This window comes from Terasakiella sp. (genome assembly GCF_048267425.1).
GTDB lineage: Bacteria > Pseudomonadota > Alphaproteobacteria > Rhodospirillales > Terasakiellaceae > Terasakiella.
The window spans coordinates 13,299-34,230 of the sequence record NZ_JBLWXN010000007.1; the positions used below are offsets into that span (position 1 = coordinate 13,299).

Below are 20,932 nucleotides of genomic sequence, written 5' to 3' on the forward strand. Positions count from 1 at the left end.
GATGCCACGTTGGTAAACGAAGGACGATAAGGTTAGTCATGCCAAAACGTACAGATATTAAATCGATTATGATTATTGGTGCCGGTCCCATTGTGATCGGGCAAGCTTGTGAATTTGACTATTCAGGTGCACAAGCCTGTAAAGCGTTGCGTGAGGAAGGCTATCGGGTGATTTTGGTGAACTCCAACCCGGCAACCATTATGACCGACCCGAGCATGGCGGACGCAACCTACATTGAACCGATTACACCGGATGTGGTTGCCAAGATCCTTGAAAAAGAAAAACCGGATGCTCTGTTACCGACGATGGGGGGCCAGACAGCCCTAAACACGGCCCTTGCCCTTTATGAGAATGGGACATTGGACCGCCTGGGGATCGAGATGATCGGTGCGACGGCGGATGCCATTGACAAGGCGGAAAACCGCGAACGTTTCCGCGCGGCAATGGAAAAAATCGGTCTTGAAAATGCCCGTTCATTTGTGTGCCACACGCGTGCTGAAGCCAACGAGGCATTAAAGGAAATTGGTCTGCCGGTGATCATTCGTCCGTCTTTCACACTGGGCGGTACCGGCGGCGGTGTGGCTTATAATAAAGAAGAGTTCGAACAAATTGTTGCCAGTGGTCTGGCGGCGTCACCGACGTCTGAAGTGTTGGTGGAAGAATCGCTTTTGGGTTGGAAAGAGTATGAAATGGAAGTTGTTCGCGACAAGAACGACAACTGCATCATTATTTGTTCCATCGAAAACGTTGATCCGATGGGTGTTCATACAGGCGATTCCATTACGGTTGCCCCGGCGATGACCTTGACGGATAAAGAATATCAGATCATGCGGAATGCCTCGCTGGCGGTTCTGCGTGAAATTGGTGTGGATACCGGGGGATCAAACGTTCAGTTTACCGTGAACCCGAAAGACGGTCGTATGATCGTTATTGAAATGAATCCGCGTGTGTCGCGTTCGTCTGCGCTGGCTTCCAAGGCAACGGGTTTCCCGATTGCAAAAATTGCTGCCAAGCTGGCGGTGGGCTATACGCTGGATGAGCTGGATAACGACATTACAGGCTGCACACCGGCCTCGTTTGAACCGAGTATCGATTACGTTGTCACTAAAATCCCGCGTTTCACATTTGAAAAATTCCCGGGCACCGATGATAGCTTGTCGACGGCAATGAAATCCGTCGGTGAGGCCATGTCAATCGGTCGCACTTTCCAAGAATCCTTGCAAAAAGGCCTGCGTTCTATGGAAACCGGCTTAACCGGTTTGAACGAAGTGGAAATCGAAGGGGCCGACGGGCCGGACGGTAAAATGGCCGTGATCCGCGAATTGCAAAAACCGCGTTCTGACCGTTTGCTGGTGATTGCGCAAGCCTTCCGTCATGGGTTAAGCATGGAAGAAATTCAAGCGGCGTGTAAGTATGAGCCGTGGTTCCTGCGCCAAATTGAAGACTTGATCAAGGCGGAAGAAGAGCTTTCCTTGAAAGGTCTGCCGCGTTCAGCGGATGATTTACAGCGTTACAAAAAGATGGGTTTCTCCGATAAACGGATTTCAGAATTGACCGGACGCGACATCAAAGTTGTGAGCTATCGCCGTCATGTTCTGAATATTCACCCGACTTATAAACGTGTTGATACTTGTGCGGCGGAATTCCCGTCCAAGACCTCTTATATGTATTCAGCCTATGAAGGCGATGGGGTGAGCGTTCCGGAATGTGAATCAGACCCGTCAAATCGTGAAAAAGTCATTATTCTTGGTGGCGGTCCAAACCGGATCGGGCAGGGGATTGAATTTGATTACTGCTGCGTTCATGCATCCTATGCCTTGAAAGAGGCGGGTTACGAGACCATAATGGTCAACTGTAACCCGGAAACGGTTTCCACCGATTACGATACATCCGATCGTTTGTATTTTGAACCGCTGACAGAAGAAGATGTGATTGAACTGATCCGTGTTGAACAAGGCAATGGCACGGTTAAAGGGGTTATCGTTCAGTATGGTGGACAAACGCCTTTGAAGTTGGCGAATGCGCTGGAAAAGGCCGATATTCCGATTTTGGGAACAAGTGTGGATGCCATCGATCTGGCAGAAGACCGTGAACGTTTCCAACAATTACTGGCAGAGCTGGGGCTGAAACAACCGTCAAACGGCTTGGCCCGATCTGAAGAAGAAGCCCTGAAAGTTGCCGAAAGTATCGGTTTCCCGCTGGTTATTCGTCCATCTTATGTTTTAGGCGGACGGGCGATGGAAATCGTTCATTCTATGGATCGTTTGAAACGCTATATGAAAGATGCGGTGAAAGTTTCTGGGGATAGCCCGGTTTTGCTGGACAGCTTCTTGCAAGATGCGATCGAGGTGGATGTGGATGCGATCGGGGATTGTGACGGCAACGTTTATATCGCCGGAATTATGCAACATATTGAAGAAGCGGGTATTCACTCCGGTGACTCTGCTTGTTCCTTGCCACCTTATTCCTTGAGTGACAAAATTATCGGCGAGTTGAAAGATCAGGCTGTTGCGCTGGCAAAAGCCTTGAAGGTCATCGGTTTGATGAACGTACAATTTGCGGTGAAAGAAGATGTTATCTACATCATTGAAGTCAACCCACGGGCATCCCGGACTGTGCCGTTTGTGGCCAAGGCAACAGGGGTTGCGGTGGCAAAAATTGGCGCGCGTGTCATGGCGGGCGAGAAATTGTCCGATTTTGGTCTGGAAGGACAAATGCCGAAACTGGACCATGTCGCGGTGAAGGAAGCGGTTTTCCCGTTTGCCCGATTCCCCGGCGTTGACGTCCTGTTAGGCCCGGAAATGAAATCTACAGGCGAGGTCATGGGGCTGGATAAAGATTTCCCGACCGCCTTTTTGAAATCACAAATGGGGGCCGGGTCGCATTTGCCGACAGAAGGCTGTGCCTTTATTTCTGTGAAAGAGCGTGACAAAGAAAAGATCGCCCCGATTGCGCAAAAACTCGTTGATATGGGCTTTAGCATTCTGGCCACTGAGGGAACATCCAAGTTCCTGGAAAGCAAAGGAATTTCGACAAAGCAGGTCAACAAAGTGATCGAAGGTCGCCCCCATTGTGTGGATGCCATTAAGAATGACGAAATCCAGTTGGTAATCAATACGACCGAGGGGATTCAGGCGATTGAGGACAGTTATTCCATTCGTCGCGAGACTTTAACGCAAGGTATTCCGTACTATACGACAATGGCGGGCGCTTATGCGGCAAGTGAAGCGATTGATGCTTTGCGTGCAGAAGTACTTGAAGTCAGATCACTTCAGTCGTATTTTGACAATTCCTTCTAATTTTGGAAGGATGAGATTTTAACGCCACGCCTCCAGTGGACTGGGGGCGTGTCGTATTTTTGTTGTTTGTTTTTGGGAAAAGACAATGGACCGGATACCCATGACAGCTGAGGGGTATGCTCAGCTTGAAATAGAATTGAAAAACCTGAAATCAGTTGAACGCCCGGCTGTTATTGCCGCGATTGCTGAAGCACGCGAACATGGTGATCTTTCGGAAAATGCCGAATATCATGCCGCACGTGAAAAACAGGGCTTTATCGAAGGCCGGATTAAAGAACTAGAAGCCGTGATCAGTGTCGCTGAAGTCATTGATACCAGCCAATTATCTGGTGATGTGGTCCGTTTTGGTGCAACGGTGATGGTTGCGGATGAAGAAACAGATGAAGAAACCACATATCAAATTGTTGGTCAGCATGAAGCTGATTTGGAGAAAGGTAAAATCTCCGTCAGTTCACCGCTGGCGCGTGGTTTGATTGGAAAATCACTGGGCGACAGTGTTGAAGTTCGTACCCCGGGTGGTGCGAAATTATACGAAATTATTGAAGTCGATTATAAATAACGACGGACTTTCCCAAAAACAAAAAGGGCCACCTTCGGGCGGCCCTTTTTGTTTTTGGTCTATTCTTCATCCGGTTCCGGCCCGTCAACCTTGATCGGGACGCCGGGAATGTTTTTCGCACTGCGAATGGTCATTGCAGATTTCACATGGGCCACATTGGGGGCTGCAGTGAGATGTTTTGTCAGAAAGTGCTGGTACGAATCCCAATCTTTCTCAACAATTTTTAGCAAGAAGTCGGTTTCACCTGCCAACATATGACATTCGCGAACTTCCGGCCATTTTTGAACGAGGTCTTCAAACGCCTTCAAATCGACTTCAGCCTGACTGTTCAAGCCAACGTGAGCGAAGACGGTGACGTTAAAACCCAGTGCAGCAGGGTCGAGGTCGGCATGGTAGCCCCGCACGAAACCTGCTTCTTCCAAAGCGCGCACACGGCGTAAGCAGGGCGGAGCCGATATGCCAGCACGGCGAGCCAGTTCAACGTTCGTCATGCGACCGTCTTCTTGCAGGTCTGCAAGAATACGTTTGTCGATTCGGTCAAGTTTGACCTTTTGCATAATAATTCTACTCCAAAAACACCATGTTTGACGCAATGATATTACAATGATCCGGCGGTGAAGCCAAGCAAAGCTTCGCCAAAATAGGAAATAAAATTTCTTTTGGAAGAGTTTTTTTCTATTAACGCAAAAAAAAAGAACACCGTTTTGACGGTTTAGACCGTACTTTAGAAAAAATGTTTCGATTTCGTATCGGTTTGAAAGGTGTTTTTGTTATATTTTAGTTAGCTGAAAAATATAAAAGACATTACAGTACCTATACTTACAGCGCTTCACTCGGCTCTTGCAAACTGGAGCCAGGATATGTAATCTGTATAAAGTTTTGAATCATTCTAAAAAAAGGAAGAGATAATGTCTCAAGTTCTCGTAGGTCAAGAAGCCCCCGATTTTACAGCACCGGCCGTAATGGGCGATAACTCCATTGACGGTGAATTTAACCTCAAATCCTACCTGGACGGCTCCTATGGCGTTCTGTTCTTCTATCCGTTGGATTTCACCTTTGTATGTCCTTCTGAAATCATCGCTTTTGACCACCGCGTCAAAGCTTTTGAAGAACGCGGCGCAAAAGTGATTGCTTGTTCCATCGATTCGCACTTCACACACCTTGCGTGGAAAAATACGCCGGTAAATGAAGGCGGCTTGGGTCAGGTTCAATTCCCGATGGTTGCTGATATCACCAAAGACATTGTAACGGCTTACGGTGTCAAAACCGGCCCGGGCATTGCGTTCCGCGGTACATTCATTATCGATAAAAATGGTGTTGTCCGTCACCAGTTGGTGAACGACCTTCCGTTGGGCCGTAATGTTGATGAAACACTGCGTACATTGGATGCACTGATGTTCCACGAAGAACATGGCGAAGTTTGCCCGGCAGGCTGGAACAAAGGCGATTCTGGTATGACAGCAACGCCGGACGGTGTTGCGGCCTATCTGGCAGATAACGCAGATAATCTCTAAGGCTTATATCCCTTGGAAAATATGAAAGAAAGGGAGGCTCCGGCTTCCCTTTTTTCTTCTGACTTGCGCATTTGCGACAAGGTGCATAGATTATCGTCCCCAAACAGCTGACAGTTAATACAAGGATACATTTTTATGTCCGAACATCATCATTCAAAAGTCTTGATCCTCGGTTCCGGTCCTGCCGGTTATACGGCTGCCATCTATGCAGCACGCGCCAACCTGAAACCGATTCTGGTTAAAGGTTTGCAGCCGGGTGGTCAATTGACCATTACAACGGACGTAGAAAACTATCCGGGCTTTGCCGACCCCGTTCAGGGGCCTTGGTTGATGGACCAGTTTCATGCTCAGGCAGAAAATGTCGGAACAGCGATGTTTGATGATACCATCATTGAAGCAGACCTTTCGTCGCGCCCCTTTAAATTAACCGGGGATTCCGGCACGATTTATTCCGGTGATACATTGGTGATTTGTACCGGTGCCTCGGCACGTTGGCTGGGATTGGAATCAGAGCAGAAATACCAAGGTTTTGGCGTATCAGCCTGTGCGACCTGCGATGGGTTCTTCTATCGCGGTAAAGAAGTGGCTGTTGTCGGTGGCGGCAATACGGCCGTGGAAGAAGCCTTGTATTTGACGAATTTTGCATCCAAGGTTTATTTGATCCACCGCCGGGACGAATTACGGGCCGAAAAGATCTTGCAGGATCGTTTGCTGAAGCATGAAAAAGTGGAAATGGTCTGGGATAGTGTTCTGGATGAAATTGTCGGGGAAGATGATCCGTTTGGTGTAACGGGCGTTAAAGTCAAAAACGTCAAGACGGATGAAACGAAAATTATTCCCGTGCATGGTACCTTTATTGCGATTGGACATGATCCCAATACATCCCTTTTCCAAGGTCAGTTGGAAATGGATGATGAAAATTACATTGTGACCAAATCGGATAGCACGCAGACCAGTCTTGCAGGTGTTTATGCTGCTGGTGATGTACAGGATAAAGTGTATCAACAGGCGGTGACGGCTGCTGGAACAGGCTGTATGGCCGCATTGGAAGCAGAACGTTTTCTGGGTGAGCAAGAAGGCTGAGTTGCCTGATTTTCCATTAATTTGAATTTTTGCGAGGCGACAGGATGTTTTTTCCTTTCGCCTTACTTATCTATGCTATATATGCATGGCGACTATGCGCAGGAAGAATGGAAAATTGAATGCATTGGGATAAATTACGTGTGTTTCATGCCGTTGCAGAAGCAGGCAGTTTTACACACGCCGGGGAAAATTTGAATCTCAGCCAATCGGCCGTGAGCCGGCAAATCAGTGCATTGGAAGAAAGCTTGCAAGTGAGCCTCTTTCACAGGCATGCACGCGGTTTGATCCTGACAGAGCAGGGCGAAATGCTCTATAAAACGGCCCATGATGTCTTTGCTAAGCTGGCAATGGTTGAAAGTCAATTGATGGAAAGCCGGGAAAAGCCGCAGGGCACGCTTAAAATTACGACGACGGTGGCATTCGGTTCGACGTGGTTAACGCCCAAGTTACGTGAGTTTCTCGAATTATATCCCGATATTGAAGTGAGCGTGGTTTTAACTGACAACGAGCTGGATTTATCCATGCGCGAAGCCGATGTGGCGATTCGCATGAGTGCACCCAAGCAGCCGGATCTTATTCAGCGCCATTTATGGAGCATGCCTTACCATATTTACGGCGCACCGGAATATCTCAAGAAATATGGAATGCCGAAAACGGCGAAAGATCTGGATAACCATCGTATTATTGTTTATGGCGATGATGTGAAACAGCCGGTTCAAGGTTTAAATTGGTTGTTATCGGCCGGTCGTACGGATGGAACGCGAAGAACAGCCGCTTTGCGGGTGAATAACGTTTATGGTATTTATCGCGCGGTTCAAAGTGGAATCGGCCTTGGGGCTTTGCCGGAATATATGAGCCGGGAAGTGGGGAATCTGGTTGAGATTCTCCCCGAATTACGTGGTCCGGTGATCGACACCTACTTTGTTTATCCCGAAGAATTGAGAAATTCTAAAAGAATTACACTGTTTCGTGATTTTATTGTCCGCAAAATGGCGCAGGCAATCTAGGGTAAAAACTGACCAAGCGGTTGAAAAATATCTATAATTTTATAAATAATGATCAGGCTATGCAGTTGTTGCATGGCTGATCTACTTATTTAACTATGGTATGCATTGCTGCAACACGGTACAAAGGGTTCATCGACTTTGTTGCGTTGCAGCAAAGTCTCTTCCCCTCAGGATTTTCCTGAGTGTGAGGGTCCCCTTTACGGGTCGACCCTACGTCTCCCAGACGTGAAGCCTCCCTGTTAAAACTTGCCGGGTCTTCGTGACCCGGTTTTTTTTTGCTTTTCGCAATCTCATTCTTCTTATAACAGCTTGTTTTTATAATAATTAAAATAAAAGCCATGCAAAAAATGCATATTTGCCTTGTTGAAAAGAGGCTGGCGCAGGTAAGTGAAAAAAGATACATAAAGGGACAGAAAATGCTGCGATGCAGTGTTTATGAATTTTCCGGGGTTCCCGCCCCGTTTTTTGGGCCAAGTTTTTGGTCCTACGTCTCCCAGACGTGAAGCCTCCCTGTTATGACTTGCCGGGCCTTCGGGTCCGGCTATTTTTTTGCCCAGTCGAAATAGAGATCTCGCAAATGCATGGTCAAGGGGCCGATAGGGAATGTTTGATCTTCCAGACGCGTCAGAGGACCGACTTTAAAATAATTCCCGGTACCGAAAATTTCGTCCGCCTCAAACAATTCGTCAAAGGAAACGGCTTTTTCAATGACATCAATTTTGTTTTCTATTGCCAGTTTTATGACTCTTTGACGTGTAATCCCGTTTAAAAATGTCCCGTTTGCCTGCGGGGTAAACAGGCATCCATCCTTTACATAAAACAGATTGGTATAGGCAAATTCAGCTACGTTACCGACAGGGTCTAACACCACGGCTGTATCGAAACCTTTTTCGTTGGCTTCGTTGACGCAGCGCCCGACATTGGGATAAAGGCAGGATGCCTTGGCATCCGTTGGTGCCATATCGCGTGCAGGACGTCGAAAACTGGACTTGCAGGCGCTAAAACCTGTTGGGGCAGGAAGGGGCGCATCGAAAACAGACAATGTGAAACGCGTACTTGCTGGATCTGGCGCAATAAAACCGGTTTCTGCATAAAACATAGGGCAGATGTAAAGCTCACTGTCAGCAGGGAATTTTGCGACCCCTTCCCATGAAAGCTCGACAATTTCTTGTGTGCTTAACATGGGGGCCATTCCCAGAATACGTGCCGATTGTATCACGCGTTCGCAATGGGCTTCCAGATCGGGGATGACACCATTAAAGGCACGCGCGCCGTCAAAGACGCTGGATGAAAGCCAGACACCATGTGTGCGCGGGCCCATAATCTTTGGATTGTCAGGAAACCATTGTCTGTCAACATAGGTCCACGTTTGACCGCTACCGATATTCCCCATCGTTTACTCCCTAAGCGTTTTCTTCATTTATATGTTGGGGCAAGAATTCAAGATTTGAAGTTCTTTTTGAATGCTTCTGCCGCCAAATTTTATTCCTAACCAGTTCACAATAGAGCCGACTGTTTTTCAACCTTTTTTCGAAAGACAAGTCTTTGGTTAAAAATTGCGGGATTGGCCCGTTAAAGCGATTTTCGTAACAAGTCATGGTGTCTTCCTTTATAAAATAGGAAGACAAACCTAGTTTTGTTTTAGGTGTTCGTAAAGGGCTGTACGGCTCTTAATTATTGAGAGGCCCAAATAATGCGATGAATCCAGATGATTTCTTCCATTTCAAATGACCTGTCTTCATATTCGGGATTAAGGGACTGCAACTCAATACGACGAGCGGACCGACGACGTAGCTGTTTGGCCATGACTTCACCCTCTTGGGTTTTAACGACAACGCGATCCCCGCGTCGAATGTTGGCTTGGGGGGAGACCAAAACCATATCGCCGTCACGATATACGGGTTCCATGCTTGCCCCTGTTATTTCAAGGGCATAGGCATTCGCATCCGGAATATCGGGAAAGGGGATTTCGTCCCAGCTTCCACCGGTTGGGTAGCCTGCGTCATCGAAAAATCCGTTGGAACCCGCCTGTGCAAGACCGATCAGGGGGACGTTTCGAAAAACACCCTTGCCGCCTTCGCCATGCACATAGCCAATGAATTCAGATAAGTCGGAATGGGTGGCTTCCAGTATCTTTGCGATACTTTCCGTGCTTGGCCAGCGGGCTTTGCCTTCGCGGGTTAAGCGTTTGCTTTTATTGAACGTGGTTGGATCAAGACCAGCCTTTTTTGCCAGTCCTGATGCGGATAAACCGTATTCGTGTGCAAGCCGGTCAATGGCGCGCCATATGTCTGCATGTTTTAACATGGGGGGTATTATCCTAAAAATGGAATAGGAATGATATAGGAATTTATGCAAAATTTCTAGTTGACTCAGGAATAAAATAAGATAAATAAATGTTCACGTTGTGTTCCGTTTTTTTTATGCGCAGGAAGGTATGCTTATGTCCTCAACAAAAAGAATTGTTTTGCCCCCAACACATGATGTGGAAACGGTCCCCTTTGCCGATGGTGAAGAGGCTTGGTTTTGGTTTTCGCGGTGTCAGTTGATGCGTATGGATGGCGCCCGGTTTGTGGCGGGAATGGTAGAAACACCGCGCCCGTGTGACCCGGATGATGTTTATCGTGCCGTGATGGATATTTATCGTCAGCGTTTGATCGGGAATCCTCATTTACAGGTATTGGGATCTTATGGGGAGAAACTGACACCGCCAGATGAATATATGCGAGAAGAACAACAAGATGCCTGTTTGTGGCGCGATGCACTTGGGCGCCTGGCTGTGGCTTTGCAGAAAAAAGGGATTGTGCGTACAGAGGAGAAAAGAGATGAGTAAAGCCTTGGTGGTGTTCAGCGACAATACTGGCGTATGGTGGTTGAAATTTCTGAAACCCGGCTTTCGTCACTGCTTTGTCATATTGGAGACAGACCGGGGCTGCATCTGGGTTGATCCATTGAGCAATAATTTTACACTTAAAATTCTGGAAGGCTATGAGCTGGCAGGCTTAATTCGCTGGTATCGCGATATGGGAATGCACGTGGTGACGGTGGAACCGCAAGCGCAAAAAAGCCAGCCGTTTGCACTGGCACCGATGAGTTGCGTGGAGGTGGTAAAACGTCTTCTTGGTATTCGCGATCGTTTTGTTCTCACGCCGTGGCAACTTTTTTCACACTTAAAAGGAACAAAAAGTGAAAATATAGGAAAAAATATATTGACTTCTGTGTGAGGATTTGCTACATATAGCCTCAGTCAACAGGAGAAGTGTGACCGGAGTGTTTTTCAAGCACTCCGGTTTTTCTTTAGTCCTGCCACGTTATTGTGCATTTGTATCGTCTGGCCGATGGTGTCGGGCATATTTTTATGTTTTTTAAAGGTTGGGTGTGGTTATAGGTTTTCTTGAGATAAACCTCTAAAGGCATGCCCACATTGCTTTCAATACGTTTAATTTCATCTTTTGCCTTTTGGAGCCCCGCGTTTGCTGATTCAGCAAATAAAAGGGCTGCCCGGTATTCGTTTTGTGGATAGCCGACACCATGCAAATACATCTGGGCAAAAAGATACAAGCTAATTGGCATACCTCTTTCAACAGAAAACTTGAGATAGGATTTTGCCTTTTCTATATCTTTTGGAATACCACCTTCCCCGTAAATATAGATGCGTGCCAATGCTTCAGAGCAAAAGGGTGAACCTAATTCATATCCGCGATTGAATAAAGCAAGGGCCTTGCCAGGATCCTTGGGGATATGTTCTCCATATAGATACATAACACCTAAGTTAAATAGAGAGAGGTGATGGTCTTGCTCGGCTGCTTTCTCATACCAATATTTGGCTTTTAGGGGTTTTTTGGGTGTGCCAAGGCCATCGCTATACATGAGACCTAGCATGTGTTGAGATGAGGCATTGCCTTTGTTTGCTTCTACCAGATGAAGCTTGAGCGCCAATTCATATTTTTTTTCGTCAAAAGCAGCATTTGCTTCTTTTTCACTTGCAAAAGAGAGTGTTGAGAAGATGGGGACAATGAAGAAAATAATAAGGCCTGCCAATCCAAATTGCATTATTTTGCCAACCAGCTATAAGGCGGTTCAGTATGGTTATATTTGCGCTTTAAATAATTTTGAAAAGTGCTTGCGTTATCTCGCTCGAAGCGTTGGATGTCGTCGCGCGCTTTTTGAACGCCTTTATTCGCAGCCTCAATAAGCATGAGAATGCCTGCGTACTCATCTTGTTTGACACCGATGCCTTTGAGATACATATGAGCTAACAAATAGAGGCTTTGTGTATTTCCCCACTCGGTTGCCATCCACAGGTAAAAGCTTGCTTTTTGGGGGTCTTTTTTACCGTTTTCACCATATAGATGCATTCGGCCTAACGCTTCTGCCGCTTTGCTTGATTGAACGGTGAGAGCCTCTTCATAGTAGGCAATGCCCTGATTTCTATCCTTAGGGATTCCGTTGCCATAGAAGTGCATAACCCCAAGATTATAAAGCGAATCAGGGTGACCTTGTTCGGCTGCTTTCATATACCAATCTAATGCTTTTTCTGGATTCTTATCGGTTCCCCAACCGTTTTCGTAGAGGACGCCCAGCATGAATTGGGCAGAGGCTTCTCCATCGAGAGCAGCTTGTTCGTAAAGTGTAAAGGCGTGTACGTAATCACGTCTGTGGAACGCATCATCAGCTTGTGAAGATGCCCCAAGGCTTGGCAAACTTTGTAGAAGAATAAAAAAGAAAAGAAAAAAGCTTATGCGCATGTTGTCGAACCTATCTAGCGGAAAAATAATTAAGCGCATTATGACATGATTTGGCAACTTTTATTTAAGGAGAAAGAAATGCCTAAAAGTAGAAAAAATTCCCAAAAATTGAAGGATAAAATAACAAGAGGGCAAGTTAAGAAAAGAGTTTTAGATTGGATTTATGGTGAAGATCCTCATGGTGCATCCGGTGGAAATATTCCTTTTCTCGGTCCCTCTATTGGTGCGAACGCACCTGAAATGACAGGTGAGCGTGCGATTGGAGAACTGCAAAAAGAAGGTTTGCCTGATAATTTTCTGGATTACTCTCGTGTTGTTAGGGATGCCAGCGAAGCTGTTGATCGAGGAGAGAAGCCGAAAGAGGCTATTAAATATGCAAAAGAAAAGGCTAAGGGACGATGGTTGGATCAAAGATCTCCGTCAATTGATAAATATGTGTCGCCAGAGGAAGAGGATAAAATTAGATCATCGTGGGCGAAAAGAAAAGGTGATATTGCGATGAAGGGGGTGAGCCTAGAAGGCAGAAAAAAGATTAATCAACAAGAGGATACTATGACAAAGATAGAACCAGAAGTGAGCGCAGATGAAAGAGCGCGGCGCAATAAAATTATAGAACAGCTTTGGAAAGAAAGCGGGACCACCATTGCGGATAAAGACCCGAAAGACTGGACGGAGGAAGAGCTTCGCGAAATCATGCGTGAACGTATGAACAGCAAGGATGAAGTCCGCAAAAAAGAACTGTTTAATCGTGAACGTGAATGGTTTGTCCATCACTTTGGTGATCAGGAAATCGGCTATGATGAAACAGGGAAGATGAAACAGCCCAAGCCCATTCGCCCTGCCCGCAAAAAACCTGTTCCAACAAAAACGCCAGACGGTAAAGAATTGGGTGAAGCGTTACAATATTTGATTGGTTCTGTATCGCCGTCTTCGCAGCACGTTCATCGAATACTGCCTTATCGACCATATGAGGGTAGGGTGCCAGATGAAGTGACCGGGGAGCAGGTCACGCCAGCAGTCATGCCTGATGAAGCCAATGAAACCAATATTGTTAGGGCAATGCAGTCGGGTTTGAATATCTTAAGCGGTCAAAAGAACCCGTCTCCTTTGCCCGGTGCCAGCAAAACACCGAAGTTGAAAGAAGATGGTATTGTTGGCCCCAAAACAGCGCAAGCCATGAAAAAGGCCGTGATGGAAAATGGGACACCGAAGGTGGCTGAGGCCTTGGCGTTAGGCAAAGTCAAAGAAACGGTGAAAGATGCCAAAACGAACGGTGCGCAGAATTTAGCAGAAGAGTTAAGTGCAACCTTTTCTCCGTTAATCGGAAATGCGAAATCCCCAAAAGAGGGATTTCAGCCGGAAGGTTTGGCCTTGCAGGATACGTTAAATGATCTGGGGGCAAACCTGAAAGATGATGGAATTGTCGGCCCCAAAACACAAGCCGCTTTTGAACAAGTGGCAAAGACGCAAGACACGGACGAGATCGTCAATCGTTTTGCTCATAATCTTGGGTTTGACTTCTAACGGTTATTTTTTTCTAAAAATATAGGAAAATAATCATTGACTTTGAATGCGTTTTGTTCTATGTTCTTTCTCAGTCAACAGGAGAAGTGTGACCAGAGTGTTTTTCTCCTGAGCAATTTTGAAAAAGCCGCCCGTGCCGTGATGCACAGGGCGGCTTTTTCGTTTTCCGGTCAATTTTATAAAGGAGTTGTCAAATGGGTGGAATGTTTTCTTCGCCAAAACCGCCGGCCCCCCCACCAGAACCGCCGGCCCCGGAAGATCCGGCAGAGGCCGAACGCACAGAGCGTCTGAAAAATATGGAACGCCGTCGTCGGGGTCGTCAGGGGACCATTCAGACATCGTGGCGTGGTTTGGAACAAAGTAATCCCACGACCACGCAGGGCAAGCAGTTGTTAGGAGATTAATATGAGCGAACTCACACCGAATATGGTGCTGGAGCGCTATCAAAAAGCCAAAGAAAGGCGCGGTGTTTGGGAAAGTCATTGGCAGGAATGTTATGACTTTGCCCTGCCGCAACGCAGTGGCTTTTTTAGTCATGCCGTTGCGGGGGAAAAACGTTCGGACAAATTGTTCGACGGGACGGCACCGGATGCGGTGGATCAATTGGCAGCCAGCATGCTCGCCCATTTGACACCGCCCTGGGCCAGTTGGTTTGGTTTGACGGCTGGTCCGGAAGTTGATCCTGAACAACTGGATGAGGTAAATCAAACATTGGAAAAAACGTCCAAGGTTTTGCAAACTCATTTCGAAAGATCCAACTTTTCAATCGAAATGCACCAGTGTTTCTTGGATTTGGTCACTGTTGGCAGTGCTTGTTTGATGTTTGAAGAAGCCCCGGCAGGCGAAGCATCCGCATTTCGTTTTACAGCTGTTCCTTTATCACAAGTGATGATGGAAGAAGGCATCAGCGGGTTGTTAAGCGATACCTTCCGTCGCAATGAAATGACGTTTGCGCATTTGCAGGCCCGTTTCCCGGAAGGCAATTTTCCGGCTGATATGGTTGCCCGTTCGGAAAAGGATAAAGATCATCGTTACGCTGTGGTGGAAGCCGTGATTGAAAACGGTCCCCGGTTTGATTACATGGCGGTTCTGGAACATGGTTATGGCGGTGTGGGGGAACCTGTCCTATTGCGCAAAGGCGTTTTTTCCCATTCCCCTTTTATCGGGTTTCGCTGGTTGAAAGCGCCGGGGGAAAGTTATGGTCGATCCCCGGTGATGAAGGCGTTGCCGGATATCAAGACCGCAAACAAAGTCGTTGAACTCGCATTAAAGAATGCATCAATTGCAGTAACCGGGATTTGGCAAGCTGATGATGACGGGGTGTTAAACCCGGCAACGATCAAGTTGGTGCCGGGCACAATTATTCCTAAGGCTGTGGGTTCTGCGGGATTAACACCGTTGCAAAGTCCCGGTAGTTTTGATCTGTCACAAGTTGTGCTGGAGGAATTACGCAAACGTATTCGCCACGCTTTGCTGGCCGATAAGCTGGGCAGTACTGAAAACAAACAAATGACCGCAACCGAAGTGCTGGAACGTTCGGCGGAAATGGCGCGTATTTTAGGGGCGACTTATGGTCGCTTGCAGGCGGAATTGCTAACCCCGCTTGTGGTGCGTGCCTTGGCCATTCTGGTGCGCCGCGGGGAAGTGGAAGCGGTCCGTGTGGATGGGCGTTATGTGGATTTGCAATATAAATCCCCGTTGGCCCGTCAGCAGACACGCAAGGAGGCACAAGACATCCTTGCGTGGATCCAGTCGTTAAGTGCATTGGGACCGCAGGCCATGGGATTGATCGACCCGATTAAAACGGCGCGTTTTCTTGCCAAAGCTTACGGCGTGCCGGCCGATATTTTAAAAACGCAGGAAGAATTGGAACAGGCGCCCTCTCAAGGTGCCATGACCTTGCCTGAGGGGATGGATATGGGACAAGTCGGTGAAATGGCTAAAAACCTGATGCAAAACCCTGAACAATTACAAGAAATGATGAAGGAGGTTGGTCATGCAACCGCGTCATAAATCCGGTTGGGATTGGTTTGAAAATGCCATGAATCCCGATGATAAAAATGAGCTTCCCGAAGATTTGCCCGCCCGGTTCGCCCGATGTTTTCGCGGCGAAGATGGTGAAGCCGTCTTAACGCATCTGGCGGAAATGACGTTGGGGCGTTCGTTGGGAGCCAATGCCCATAACGGTATTTTGCGCCATCTTGAAGGGCAACGCTATCTGGTTTCCTACATCATGGGGCTGGTCCGTCAAGGTCGCCTTGGTAAACAATAGAGAACAAAAGGTAAACAATGTCTGATTTTAAAGAAGAAATGAACGGATTGTCCAAACAACGTCCGTCTTACCTCCCAGAGAAATTTTGGGACGAGCAACGTGGGGAACCGCGTCTTGAAGCCATTGCCCGATCTTATCGCGAAATGGAACGCAAAGTGGGTGCAGGTCAGCACCGACAGGTGCCGGGGCATCATTCCGAATATTGTGTGGAATGCAAAAGCGATATCTTTACACCGGATGAACATGTCAACCAACGCCTGCATAATGCCGGGTTTACAAATGAACAAGTACAACTTGTTTATGATCTGGCACATGAAGCACTGGAACCGTTGATCGCTGAAATTGTTGTCGAATTATACGGACAACAACAGGTCGACCGCTTGTGTGAAAAATTTGGTGGTGAAGATCGTTGGCAGGAAACCGCACGACAAATGCAGACTTGGGGTAGCCGCAAGTTTGGTCCTGAGGCCTTAAATGCGATGGCGTCCAGTTATGATGGTGTTCTCAGTCTGTATGACATGATGAACCGTCAAGAAGGCGAACCTGCCTTGGGCGTTTTTAATGATCATCATGGGGCGCACAATGAACAGGACGTGCGCAAATTGATGCGTGATCCCAAATATTGGCGCGATCGCGATCCCGCAATTGTGGAACGGGTGCGTGACGGTTTCCGCCGTTTGTATCCGGGCTAACATAATCATTTTGTCGGCGGACAACCAATTTGATGGCCCGCCTGACCGGCCCGACAAGGCGGCGGATATGATCCATAACCGCATTTGTGACGGGTGACTTAAACTTTTCAAAAAAATCAAACAGGAGTGTTGTCATGAGTACAACAATTGAACAGTCGTTTATTGGCCATTATGTGGCCGAAGTTCACCTTCAATACCAGCAAATGGGGTCCAAGTTACGTAATACTGTGCGGACCAAGGACAATATTCAAGGGGCGACAACCACGTTCCAAAAAATTGGTAAAGGGACAGCCAGCACCAAGGGCCGTCACGGTAAAGTGCCGATTATGAATATTGATCATGAACCGGTGGAATGTAAACTTTATGATTACTATGCCGGTGACTGGATCGACAAACTGGACGAAATCAAGACCAACATCAATGAATTGCAGGTGGTGTCCAAGGCTGGTGCTTATGCGCTGGGCCGTAAAACCGATGATCTGATCATCAATGAATTGGATAAATCAACCAACTTTGCCGGGGATGCCACCGATGGGTTGACCAAGACAAAAGTTTTGGAAGCCTTTGAAATGATGGGGGAGGCCGATGTACCTGATGATGGTGATCGTTACGCGATTGTCGGTTGGAAGCAATGGTCAGATTTGTTGCAAATCGACGAATTTACCAAGGCTGATTATGTGGGGGATGACGATCTGCCCTGGAAAGGCACGCAAGCCAAAAAATGGCTGGGAACTTTGTGGATGCCCCATTCCGGCCTGACAAAAACGGGGACGGCGCGTTATTGTTACTGGTATCACAAAACAGCGATTGGTCATGCGATTGGTCATGATATCAAATCGGATGTGTCCTGGCATGGGGATCGTGCAGCTCACTTTGTCAATAACATGATGAGCCAAGGCTCTACCTTGATTGATCCGAGCGGTGTTGTTTCGTTGCGTTGTCTGGAAGCCGCTTAACGGTTTCGAACTCCCTTATCTAACTTTGGCCCTGTATGATTGTCATACGGGGCCTTTTCTTTTTTGAAAAGGAAATTTAAATGGCTTTTGAATCTAAAAATCTCAGCGTCTTGGCCTATTCTAACGGTTTTACGCTTTGGCATTATACGACAACGGATGTAGCAAGCGATGTGGATACGTCGGCCTATTTCAATGAGGCAGCCGATATGTTGCGCACCGGCGATATGGTTATGGCAAACGTGGATACGGACGGCACACCGGCGGCTGGTATCTTCCTTGTTGCATCCAGCACAGGGGCTGGTGTCGATCTGGCGGATATCACAGCGGTTGGTGCATCAAATACCGATTAAGGTCAAAGAGATATCCCCTTGTAAGTGCAGGGGGATATCCTACAGCTTGAATTCTTGCGGTGCGTCTTCTTCGTCGTCTTCCAGATTGTCAAAGCTGAAAAGTTGCGGGGCTTTTTCAATAACGACGTTGAGAATTTCTTCAACCTTGCGCTGATCTTCGAGTGCCGCTTCATCGACTTTTCCCTGAAGACGTTCGTTATCCAGGCTTTTTTTCATACGGTGCAAATCGTTCAGTTCACGGATGAACACATCGCGAGAGCCGATCGGCAGGTTTTTTTCCGCAATATAGCGCAAGAATTTTAAAGAGGCATGGATGGCAAGTGTGAGTTGGCGTGCCGTCAATTCATCCAGTTGGGATTGAAGGTCTGGATTACCTCCTTCTTTTTCGGATTTTTCCAGTCGACGTTGGATAACCTCGTTGAAACTTTCGCATTCAACGACAAGATCTCGAAATTCAAGATACGTTTTGAACCCCTCGCCACTCATGGCGGCTTCGGCATGTCTGGCCCAACCATCCAGTTCATCGGTTCTATCTTTTAAACTTCCGATGAATTGAGTGATTTGTTGACGTTGTTTGTTTCGATTGTTTTCACTGTTGTCAACCAACATGAATGCTCCATCACTCTCGCAAAAAATAGCATCAGATTAAAGGTAAAGGACTCTCCTATAGAAGGAATCATAAGTTCCTAAGTTGGGCAAGTGACTTTTCAATGAATGGCATGAAAAAGTGTCAAAAATCCCCCGTGGGTAGAATTTGGAACGACATTTTGATGGTTTATCGCGCAGGAGGCGCGGTTCTCATTATACCAAAATCAACAAAAGATAGATAAAAGGAGGGCAGGATGTCCCTGACTAAAATTGGATTATGCTCGCGTGCTTTATTGAAGATCGGGGCACGTACAATTTCGTCCTTCGAGGATGGTTCGGCAGAAGCAGAAGTTGCCCAAAATTTATATCCGGGTGTGCGTGATGCGCTTTTGTCATCCTATCCCTGGAGTTTTGCAACCGCCCAAACCCGACTGGCCCGACTGACCAGTCGACCAATTGCCGACTTTTCATATGCGTACCAACTGCCGGTTGATTTTTTACGCGCCTTGTCGGTCGGAACCGGTGATTTAGGGCGGGGGGCAACATATCGCATTCAGGAAAAACGTCTGCATTGTGATATGGAGGATGTGGTTCTGACGTATATTTTCCGCCCCGAACCGACGGAATTTCCACCCTATTTCACGCAATGCCTGATTACGCATTTGGCGGCGGAATTTTGTTTGCCGCTGACGGAAAGTGCCTCAAGGGGGGAAGCTCTGTTACGCTTTGGCGAGAAGGATTTGATGAAAGCGCGCAATATCGATGCGCAACAGCAAACGCCACAGCAAATCGATCTAAACGGATTGATTGGGGTGAGGTATTAAATGGCGCGTACACGGATCTCGAAAAACAGTTTTTCTGGCGGGGAAGTCTCTCCCTATTTGATTGGACGAGGGGATTTGAAAGCTTATGAAAACGGAATGGCACAGGTGCGTAACCTGATTATTTATCCCACTGGCGGTTTACGTCGGCGTGCGGGATTGCGTCACGTTGGTCAAGCATTCGGCCCTTCACGGCTGGTGGCGTTTGAATTCAATATTGATCAAATCTACTTGTTGGTTTTTTCTCATCTGAAAATGTCGGTTTATCGCGACGGGGTGAAAGATGTGGATATTGAAACACCGTGGACCGAGGAACAACTACCAAAACTGATCTGGACGCAAAGTGCCGATACTTTGTTGGTTGTTCATCCGGATGTTTCGCCGCGCAAAATTACCCGTACGTCTCATGTTGATTGGTCTTTAACGGATTGGTCTTTTTATGAGGATGAGGAAATCGGCCATATCTTGCAGCCCTATTATAAGTTTAGTGACGACAATGTCACTTTGCAAGCAAGCGCGACAACAGGGACTGTGACGCTGACAGCCAGTGCCGATGTGTTTGTCGATGGGCATATTGGTACGCGTGTTCGATTGGCGAAAAAAGAAGTCGAAATCTTATCTGTTACATCACCGACACAAGCTGAGGCGGAAGTGAAAGAAAAGGATGGTCTGGTCGATACAAAGGCAACAAAAGACTGGGAGGAACAATCGTTCTCAGCGGTTCATGGCTGGCCGGTCTCTGTGGTCTTCCATCAGGATCGTTTGGTGATTGGGGGAACGCGCGATTTGCCCAACCGCTTGTGGATGTCCAAATCATCTGATTTGTTTAATTTTGATTTAGGGGAAGGTCTGGACGATGAAGCCATTGAATTTGCGATTTTATCAGATCAAGTCAATGCGATAAGGGCTTTATTTTCGTCGAAACATCTACAGGTCTTTACGTCCGGGGCGGAATGGATGGTTTCAGGCGACCCTTTAACACCGGAAACAATTCAATTGAAACGACAAACACGGGTTGGTTCGCCGATTGATCGTTATGTTCCGCCTCGTAACGTGGATGGAGCCACTTTGTTTGTGAGCCGGGACGGGCAGGATTTACGTGAATTCTTGTATGCAGATGTGGAACAGTCTTATCAGTCCAATGATTTGGCCATGTTATGCAAACACATTATGAATGATCCGCAGGATCAGGATTATGACAGTTACCGGCGTTTGTTCTATATGGTGATGCATGATGGCACGATGGGGGCGCTCAGTGTGTATCGTGCAGAAAAAATATCGGCATGGTCCGTTCTGGATACGCAGGGCAAATTCAAAAATGTCTGTATTGTTGGACAGGACGCTTATGTTCTTGTTGAGCGAAACGGTACGTACCTGATTGAAATTTTTGATGATCAATTATCAACAGATGCCGGACTAAGTGGTTTTGATGATGACGGTGGGCTTGTATGGTCCGGGTTGGATCATTTAAACGAACAGGTGGTTCTGTTGGTTGCCGATGGGGCGGTTCTTGGTGAAG

Annotated in this window: 22 protein-coding genes; 16 read left to right on the forward strand and 6 right to left on the reverse strand. The window is 47.2% G+C overall.

From position 1 onward, the window contains the following. Nucleotides 1–38: 38 nt before the first annotated feature. Together carB and greA are read left to right on the forward strand one after the other, a co-directional pair. Nucleotides 39–3,299 carry a carbamoyl-phosphate synthase large subunit gene (gene carB, locus ACN0VA_RS11680; protein ID WP_417821328.1) on the forward strand — a complete coding sequence of 1,087 codons (3,261 nt, stop codon included), beginning with the start codon at nt 39–41 and terminating at the stop codon, nt 3,297–3,299. Nucleotides 3,300–3,384: 85 nt separating this feature from the next. Then, on the forward strand, nt 3,385–3,858 hold the full coding sequence (greA, locus tag ACN0VA_RS11685) for a transcription elongation factor GreA (protein WP_417821329.1): 474 nt from the start codon (nt 3,385–3,387) through the stop codon (nt 3,856–3,858). Nucleotides 3,859–3,917: 59 nt separating this feature from the next. On the opposite strand, the gene ACN0VA_RS11690 is transcribed toward greA, so the two are convergent. Then, nucleotides 3,918–4,415, reverse strand: coding sequence for an Lrp/AsnC family transcriptional regulator (locus ACN0VA_RS11690; RefSeq protein WP_417821330.1), 498 nt, complete (start codon nt 4,413–4,415; stop codon nt 3,918–3,920). A gap of 351 nt (nt 4,416–4,766) precedes the next feature. On the opposite strand from ACN0VA_RS11690, the gene ACN0VA_RS11695 reads away from it, so the two are divergent. The 3 genes from ACN0VA_RS11695 (at nt 4,767) to ACN0VA_RS11705 (ending at nt 7,462) form a co-directional block, all read left to right on the forward strand. Further along, nucleotides 4,767–5,372 (forward strand): peroxiredoxin, encoded by a 606-nt coding sequence (locus ACN0VA_RS11695; RefSeq protein WP_188666126.1) that lies wholly within the window; start codon nt 4,767–4,769, stop codon nt 5,370–5,372. 135 nt (nt 5,373–5,507) lie between these two features. Then, a complete protein-coding gene (gene trxB, locus ACN0VA_RS11700) occupies nt 5,508–6,455 on the forward strand; it encodes a thioredoxin-disulfide reductase (RefSeq protein ID WP_417821331.1) in 948 nt (315 codons plus the stop codon). Nucleotides 6,456–6,574: 119 nt separating this feature from the next. Then, the gene (locus ACN0VA_RS11705) at nt 6,575–7,462 is read left to right on the forward strand and encodes a LysR family transcriptional regulator (RefSeq protein WP_188666122.1); all 888 of its coding nucleotides are present in this window, start codon (nt 6,575–6,577) and stop codon (nt 7,460–7,462) included. Between the two features lie 541 nt (nt 7,463–8,003). Here the strand turns inward: ACN0VA_RS11705 and ACN0VA_RS11710 are convergent. Both ACN0VA_RS11710 and ACN0VA_RS11715 read right to left on the reverse strand, forming a co-directional pair. Beyond that, complete coding sequence (locus ACN0VA_RS11710) at nt 8,004–8,855, reverse strand: branched-chain amino acid aminotransferase (protein WP_417821332.1); 852 nt, start codon at nt 8,853–8,855, stop codon at nt 8,004–8,006. Between the two features lie 281 nt (nt 8,856–9,136). Further along, a complete protein-coding gene (locus tag ACN0VA_RS11715) occupies nt 9,137–9,769 on the reverse strand; it encodes a S24 family peptidase (protein ID WP_417821333.1) in 633 nt (210 codons plus the stop codon). A 136-nt stretch (nt 9,770–9,905) separates the two neighbouring features. Between ACN0VA_RS11715 and ACN0VA_RS11720 the strand changes: the two genes are divergently transcribed. Then, nucleotides 9,906–10,295 carry a hypothetical protein gene (locus ACN0VA_RS11720; RefSeq protein WP_417821334.1) on the forward strand — a complete coding sequence of 130 codons (390 nt, stop codon included), beginning with the start codon at nt 9,906–9,908 and terminating at the stop codon, nt 10,293–10,295. After that, on the forward strand, nt 10,288–10,686 hold the full coding sequence (locus ACN0VA_RS11725; RefSeq protein ID WP_417821335.1) for a hypothetical protein: 399 nt from the start codon (nt 10,288–10,290) through the stop codon (nt 10,684–10,686). The genes ACN0VA_RS11720 and ACN0VA_RS11725 overlap by 8 nt, the downstream gene beginning before the upstream one ends. A gap of 73 nt (nt 10,687–10,759) precedes the next feature. Here the strand turns inward: ACN0VA_RS11725 and ACN0VA_RS11730 are convergent, their stop codons facing one another. Both ACN0VA_RS11730 and ACN0VA_RS11735 read right to left on the reverse strand, forming a co-directional pair. After that, entirely contained in the window at nt 10,760–11,515 is a 756-nt protein-coding gene (locus ACN0VA_RS11730; protein ID WP_417821336.1) for a tetratricopeptide repeat protein, read from the reverse strand. After that, complete coding sequence (locus ACN0VA_RS11735; RefSeq protein WP_417821337.1) at nt 11,515–12,210, reverse strand: tetratricopeptide repeat protein; 696 nt, start codon at nt 12,208–12,210, stop codon at nt 11,515–11,517. Before ACN0VA_RS11735 ends, ACN0VA_RS11730 begins: the two co-directional genes overlap by 1 nt. Nucleotides 12,211–12,288: 78 nt before the next feature. Between ACN0VA_RS11735 and ACN0VA_RS11740 the strand changes: the two genes are divergently transcribed. From ACN0VA_RS11740 to ACN0VA_RS11770, 7 genes are all read left to right on the forward strand, one after another. After that, nucleotides 12,289–13,734 (forward strand): hypothetical protein, encoded by a 1,446-nt coding sequence (locus ACN0VA_RS11740; RefSeq protein ID WP_417821338.1) that lies wholly within the window; start codon nt 12,289–12,291, stop codon nt 13,732–13,734. A 194-nt stretch (nt 13,735–13,928) separates the two neighbouring features. Further along, a complete protein-coding gene (locus ACN0VA_RS11745; RefSeq protein WP_417821339.1) occupies nt 13,929–14,138 on the forward strand; it encodes a hypothetical protein in 210 nt (69 codons plus the stop codon). A 1-nt stretch (nt 14,139) separates the two neighbouring features. Further along, nucleotides 14,140–15,747: a portal protein gene (locus tag ACN0VA_RS11750; protein WP_417821340.1), complete on the forward strand. Its 1,608-nt coding sequence runs from the start codon at nt 14,140–14,142 to the stop codon at nt 15,745–15,747. Continuing rightward, nucleotides 15,731–16,006 (forward strand): hypothetical protein, encoded by a 276-nt coding sequence (locus ACN0VA_RS11755; RefSeq protein ID WP_417821341.1) that lies wholly within the window; start codon nt 15,731–15,733, stop codon nt 16,004–16,006. Before ACN0VA_RS11750 ends, ACN0VA_RS11755 begins: the two co-directional genes overlap by 17 nt. 17 nt (nt 16,007–16,023) lie before the next feature. Beyond that, nucleotides 16,024–16,698, forward strand: coding sequence for a capsid assembly protein (locus ACN0VA_RS11760; protein WP_417821342.1), 675 nt, complete (start codon nt 16,024–16,026; stop codon nt 16,696–16,698). Between the two features lie 134 nt (nt 16,699–16,832). Further along, entirely contained in the window at nt 16,833–17,654 is an 822-nt protein-coding gene (locus ACN0VA_RS11765; RefSeq protein ID WP_417821343.1) for a phage capsid protein, read from the forward strand. An 80-nt stretch (nt 17,655–17,734) separates the two neighbouring features. Next, nucleotides 17,735–18,004, forward strand: a complete 270-nt coding sequence (locus ACN0VA_RS11770) for a hypothetical protein (protein ID WP_417821344.1) — start codon at nt 17,735–17,737, stop codon at nt 18,002–18,004. Nucleotides 18,005–18,043: 39 nt separating this feature from the next. On the opposite strand, the gene ACN0VA_RS11775 is transcribed toward ACN0VA_RS11770, so the two are convergent. Continuing rightward, the gene (locus ACN0VA_RS11775; RefSeq protein WP_417821345.1) at nt 18,044–18,613 is read right to left on the reverse strand and encodes a hypothetical protein; all 570 of its coding nucleotides are present in this window, start codon (nt 18,611–18,613) and stop codon (nt 18,044–18,046) included. A gap of 233 nt (nt 18,614–18,846) precedes the next feature. On the opposite strand from ACN0VA_RS11775, the gene ACN0VA_RS11780 reads away from it, so the two are divergent. Next, nucleotides 18,847–19,416: a hypothetical protein gene (locus ACN0VA_RS11780; protein ID WP_417821346.1), complete on the forward strand. Its 570-nt coding sequence runs from the start codon at nt 18,847–18,849 to the stop codon at nt 19,414–19,416. After that, on the forward strand, nt 19,417–20,932 hold a 1,516-nt coding region (locus tag ACN0VA_RS11785; RefSeq protein WP_417821347.1), incomplete at its 3' end, for a hypothetical protein.

Excerpts from the sequence above, each read along its gene's own strand:
- greA (WP_417821329.1), top strand. The coding sequence starts at position 3,385 with ATGGACCGGATACCCATGACAGCTGAGGGGTATGCTCAGCTTGAAATA.
- carB (WP_417821328.1), top strand. The coding sequence starts at position 39 with ATGCCAAAACGTACAGATATTAAATCGATTATGATTATTGGTGCCGGT.
- ACN0VA_RS11745 (WP_417821339.1), top strand. The coding sequence starts at position 13,929 with ATGGGTGGAATGTTTTCTTCGCCAAAACCGCCGGCCCCCCCACCAGAA.
- ACN0VA_RS11705 (WP_188666122.1), top strand. The coding sequence starts at position 6,575 with ATGCATTGGGATAAATTACGTGTGTTTCATGCCGTTGCAGAAGCAGGC.
- ACN0VA_RS11690 (WP_417821330.1), bottom strand. The coding sequence starts at position 4,415 with ATGCAAAAGGTCAAACTTGACCGAATCGACAAACGTATTCTTGCAGAC.
- ACN0VA_RS11710 (WP_417821332.1), bottom strand. The coding sequence starts at position 8,855 with ATGGGGAATATCGGTAGCGGTCAAACGTGGACCTATGTTGACAGACAA.
- ACN0VA_RS11755 (WP_417821341.1), top strand. The coding sequence starts at position 15,731 with ATGCAACCGCGTCATAAATCCGGTTGGGATTGGTTTGAAAATGCCATG.
- ACN0VA_RS11735 (WP_417821337.1), bottom strand. The coding sequence starts at position 12,210 with ATGCGCATAAGCTTTTTTCTTTTCTTTTTTATTCTTCTACAAAGTTTG.
- ACN0VA_RS11715 (WP_417821333.1), bottom strand. The coding sequence starts at position 9,769 with ATGTTAAAACATGCAGACATATGGCGCGCCATTGACCGGCTTGCACAC.
- trxB (WP_417821331.1), top strand. The coding sequence starts at position 5,508 with ATGTCCGAACATCATCATTCAAAAGTCTTGATCCTCGGTTCCGGTCCT.
- ACN0VA_RS11780 (WP_417821346.1), top strand. The coding sequence starts at position 18,847 with ATGTCCCTGACTAAAATTGGATTATGCTCGCGTGCTTTATTGAAGATC.
- ACN0VA_RS11730 (WP_417821336.1), bottom strand. The coding sequence starts at position 11,515 with ATGCAATTTGGATTGGCAGGCCTTATTATTTTCTTCATTGTCCCCATC.
- ACN0VA_RS11750 (WP_417821340.1), top strand. The coding sequence starts at position 14,140 with ATGAGCGAACTCACACCGAATATGGTGCTGGAGCGCTATCAAAAAGCC.
- ACN0VA_RS11725 (WP_417821335.1), top strand. The coding sequence starts at position 10,288 with ATGAGTAAAGCCTTGGTGGTGTTCAGCGACAATACTGGCGTATGGTGG.
- ACN0VA_RS11720 (WP_417821334.1), top strand. The coding sequence starts at position 9,906 with ATGTCCTCAACAAAAAGAATTGTTTTGCCCCCAACACATGATGTGGAA.
- ACN0VA_RS11775 (WP_417821345.1), bottom strand. The coding sequence starts at position 18,613 with ATGTTGGTTGACAACAGTGAAAACAATCGAAACAAACAACGTCAACAA.
- ACN0VA_RS11760 (WP_417821342.1), top strand. The coding sequence starts at position 16,024 with ATGTCTGATTTTAAAGAAGAAATGAACGGATTGTCCAAACAACGTCCG.
- ACN0VA_RS11695 (WP_188666126.1), top strand. The coding sequence starts at position 4,767 with ATGTCTCAAGTTCTCGTAGGTCAAGAAGCCCCCGATTTTACAGCACCG.
- ACN0VA_RS11770 (WP_417821344.1), top strand. The coding sequence starts at position 17,735 with ATGGCTTTTGAATCTAAAAATCTCAGCGTCTTGGCCTATTCTAACGGT.
- ACN0VA_RS11740 (WP_417821338.1), top strand. The coding sequence starts at position 12,289 with ATGCCTAAAAGTAGAAAAAATTCCCAAAAATTGAAGGATAAAATAACA.
- ACN0VA_RS11765 (WP_417821343.1), top strand. The coding sequence starts at position 16,833 with ATGAGTACAACAATTGAACAGTCGTTTATTGGCCATTATGTGGCCGAA.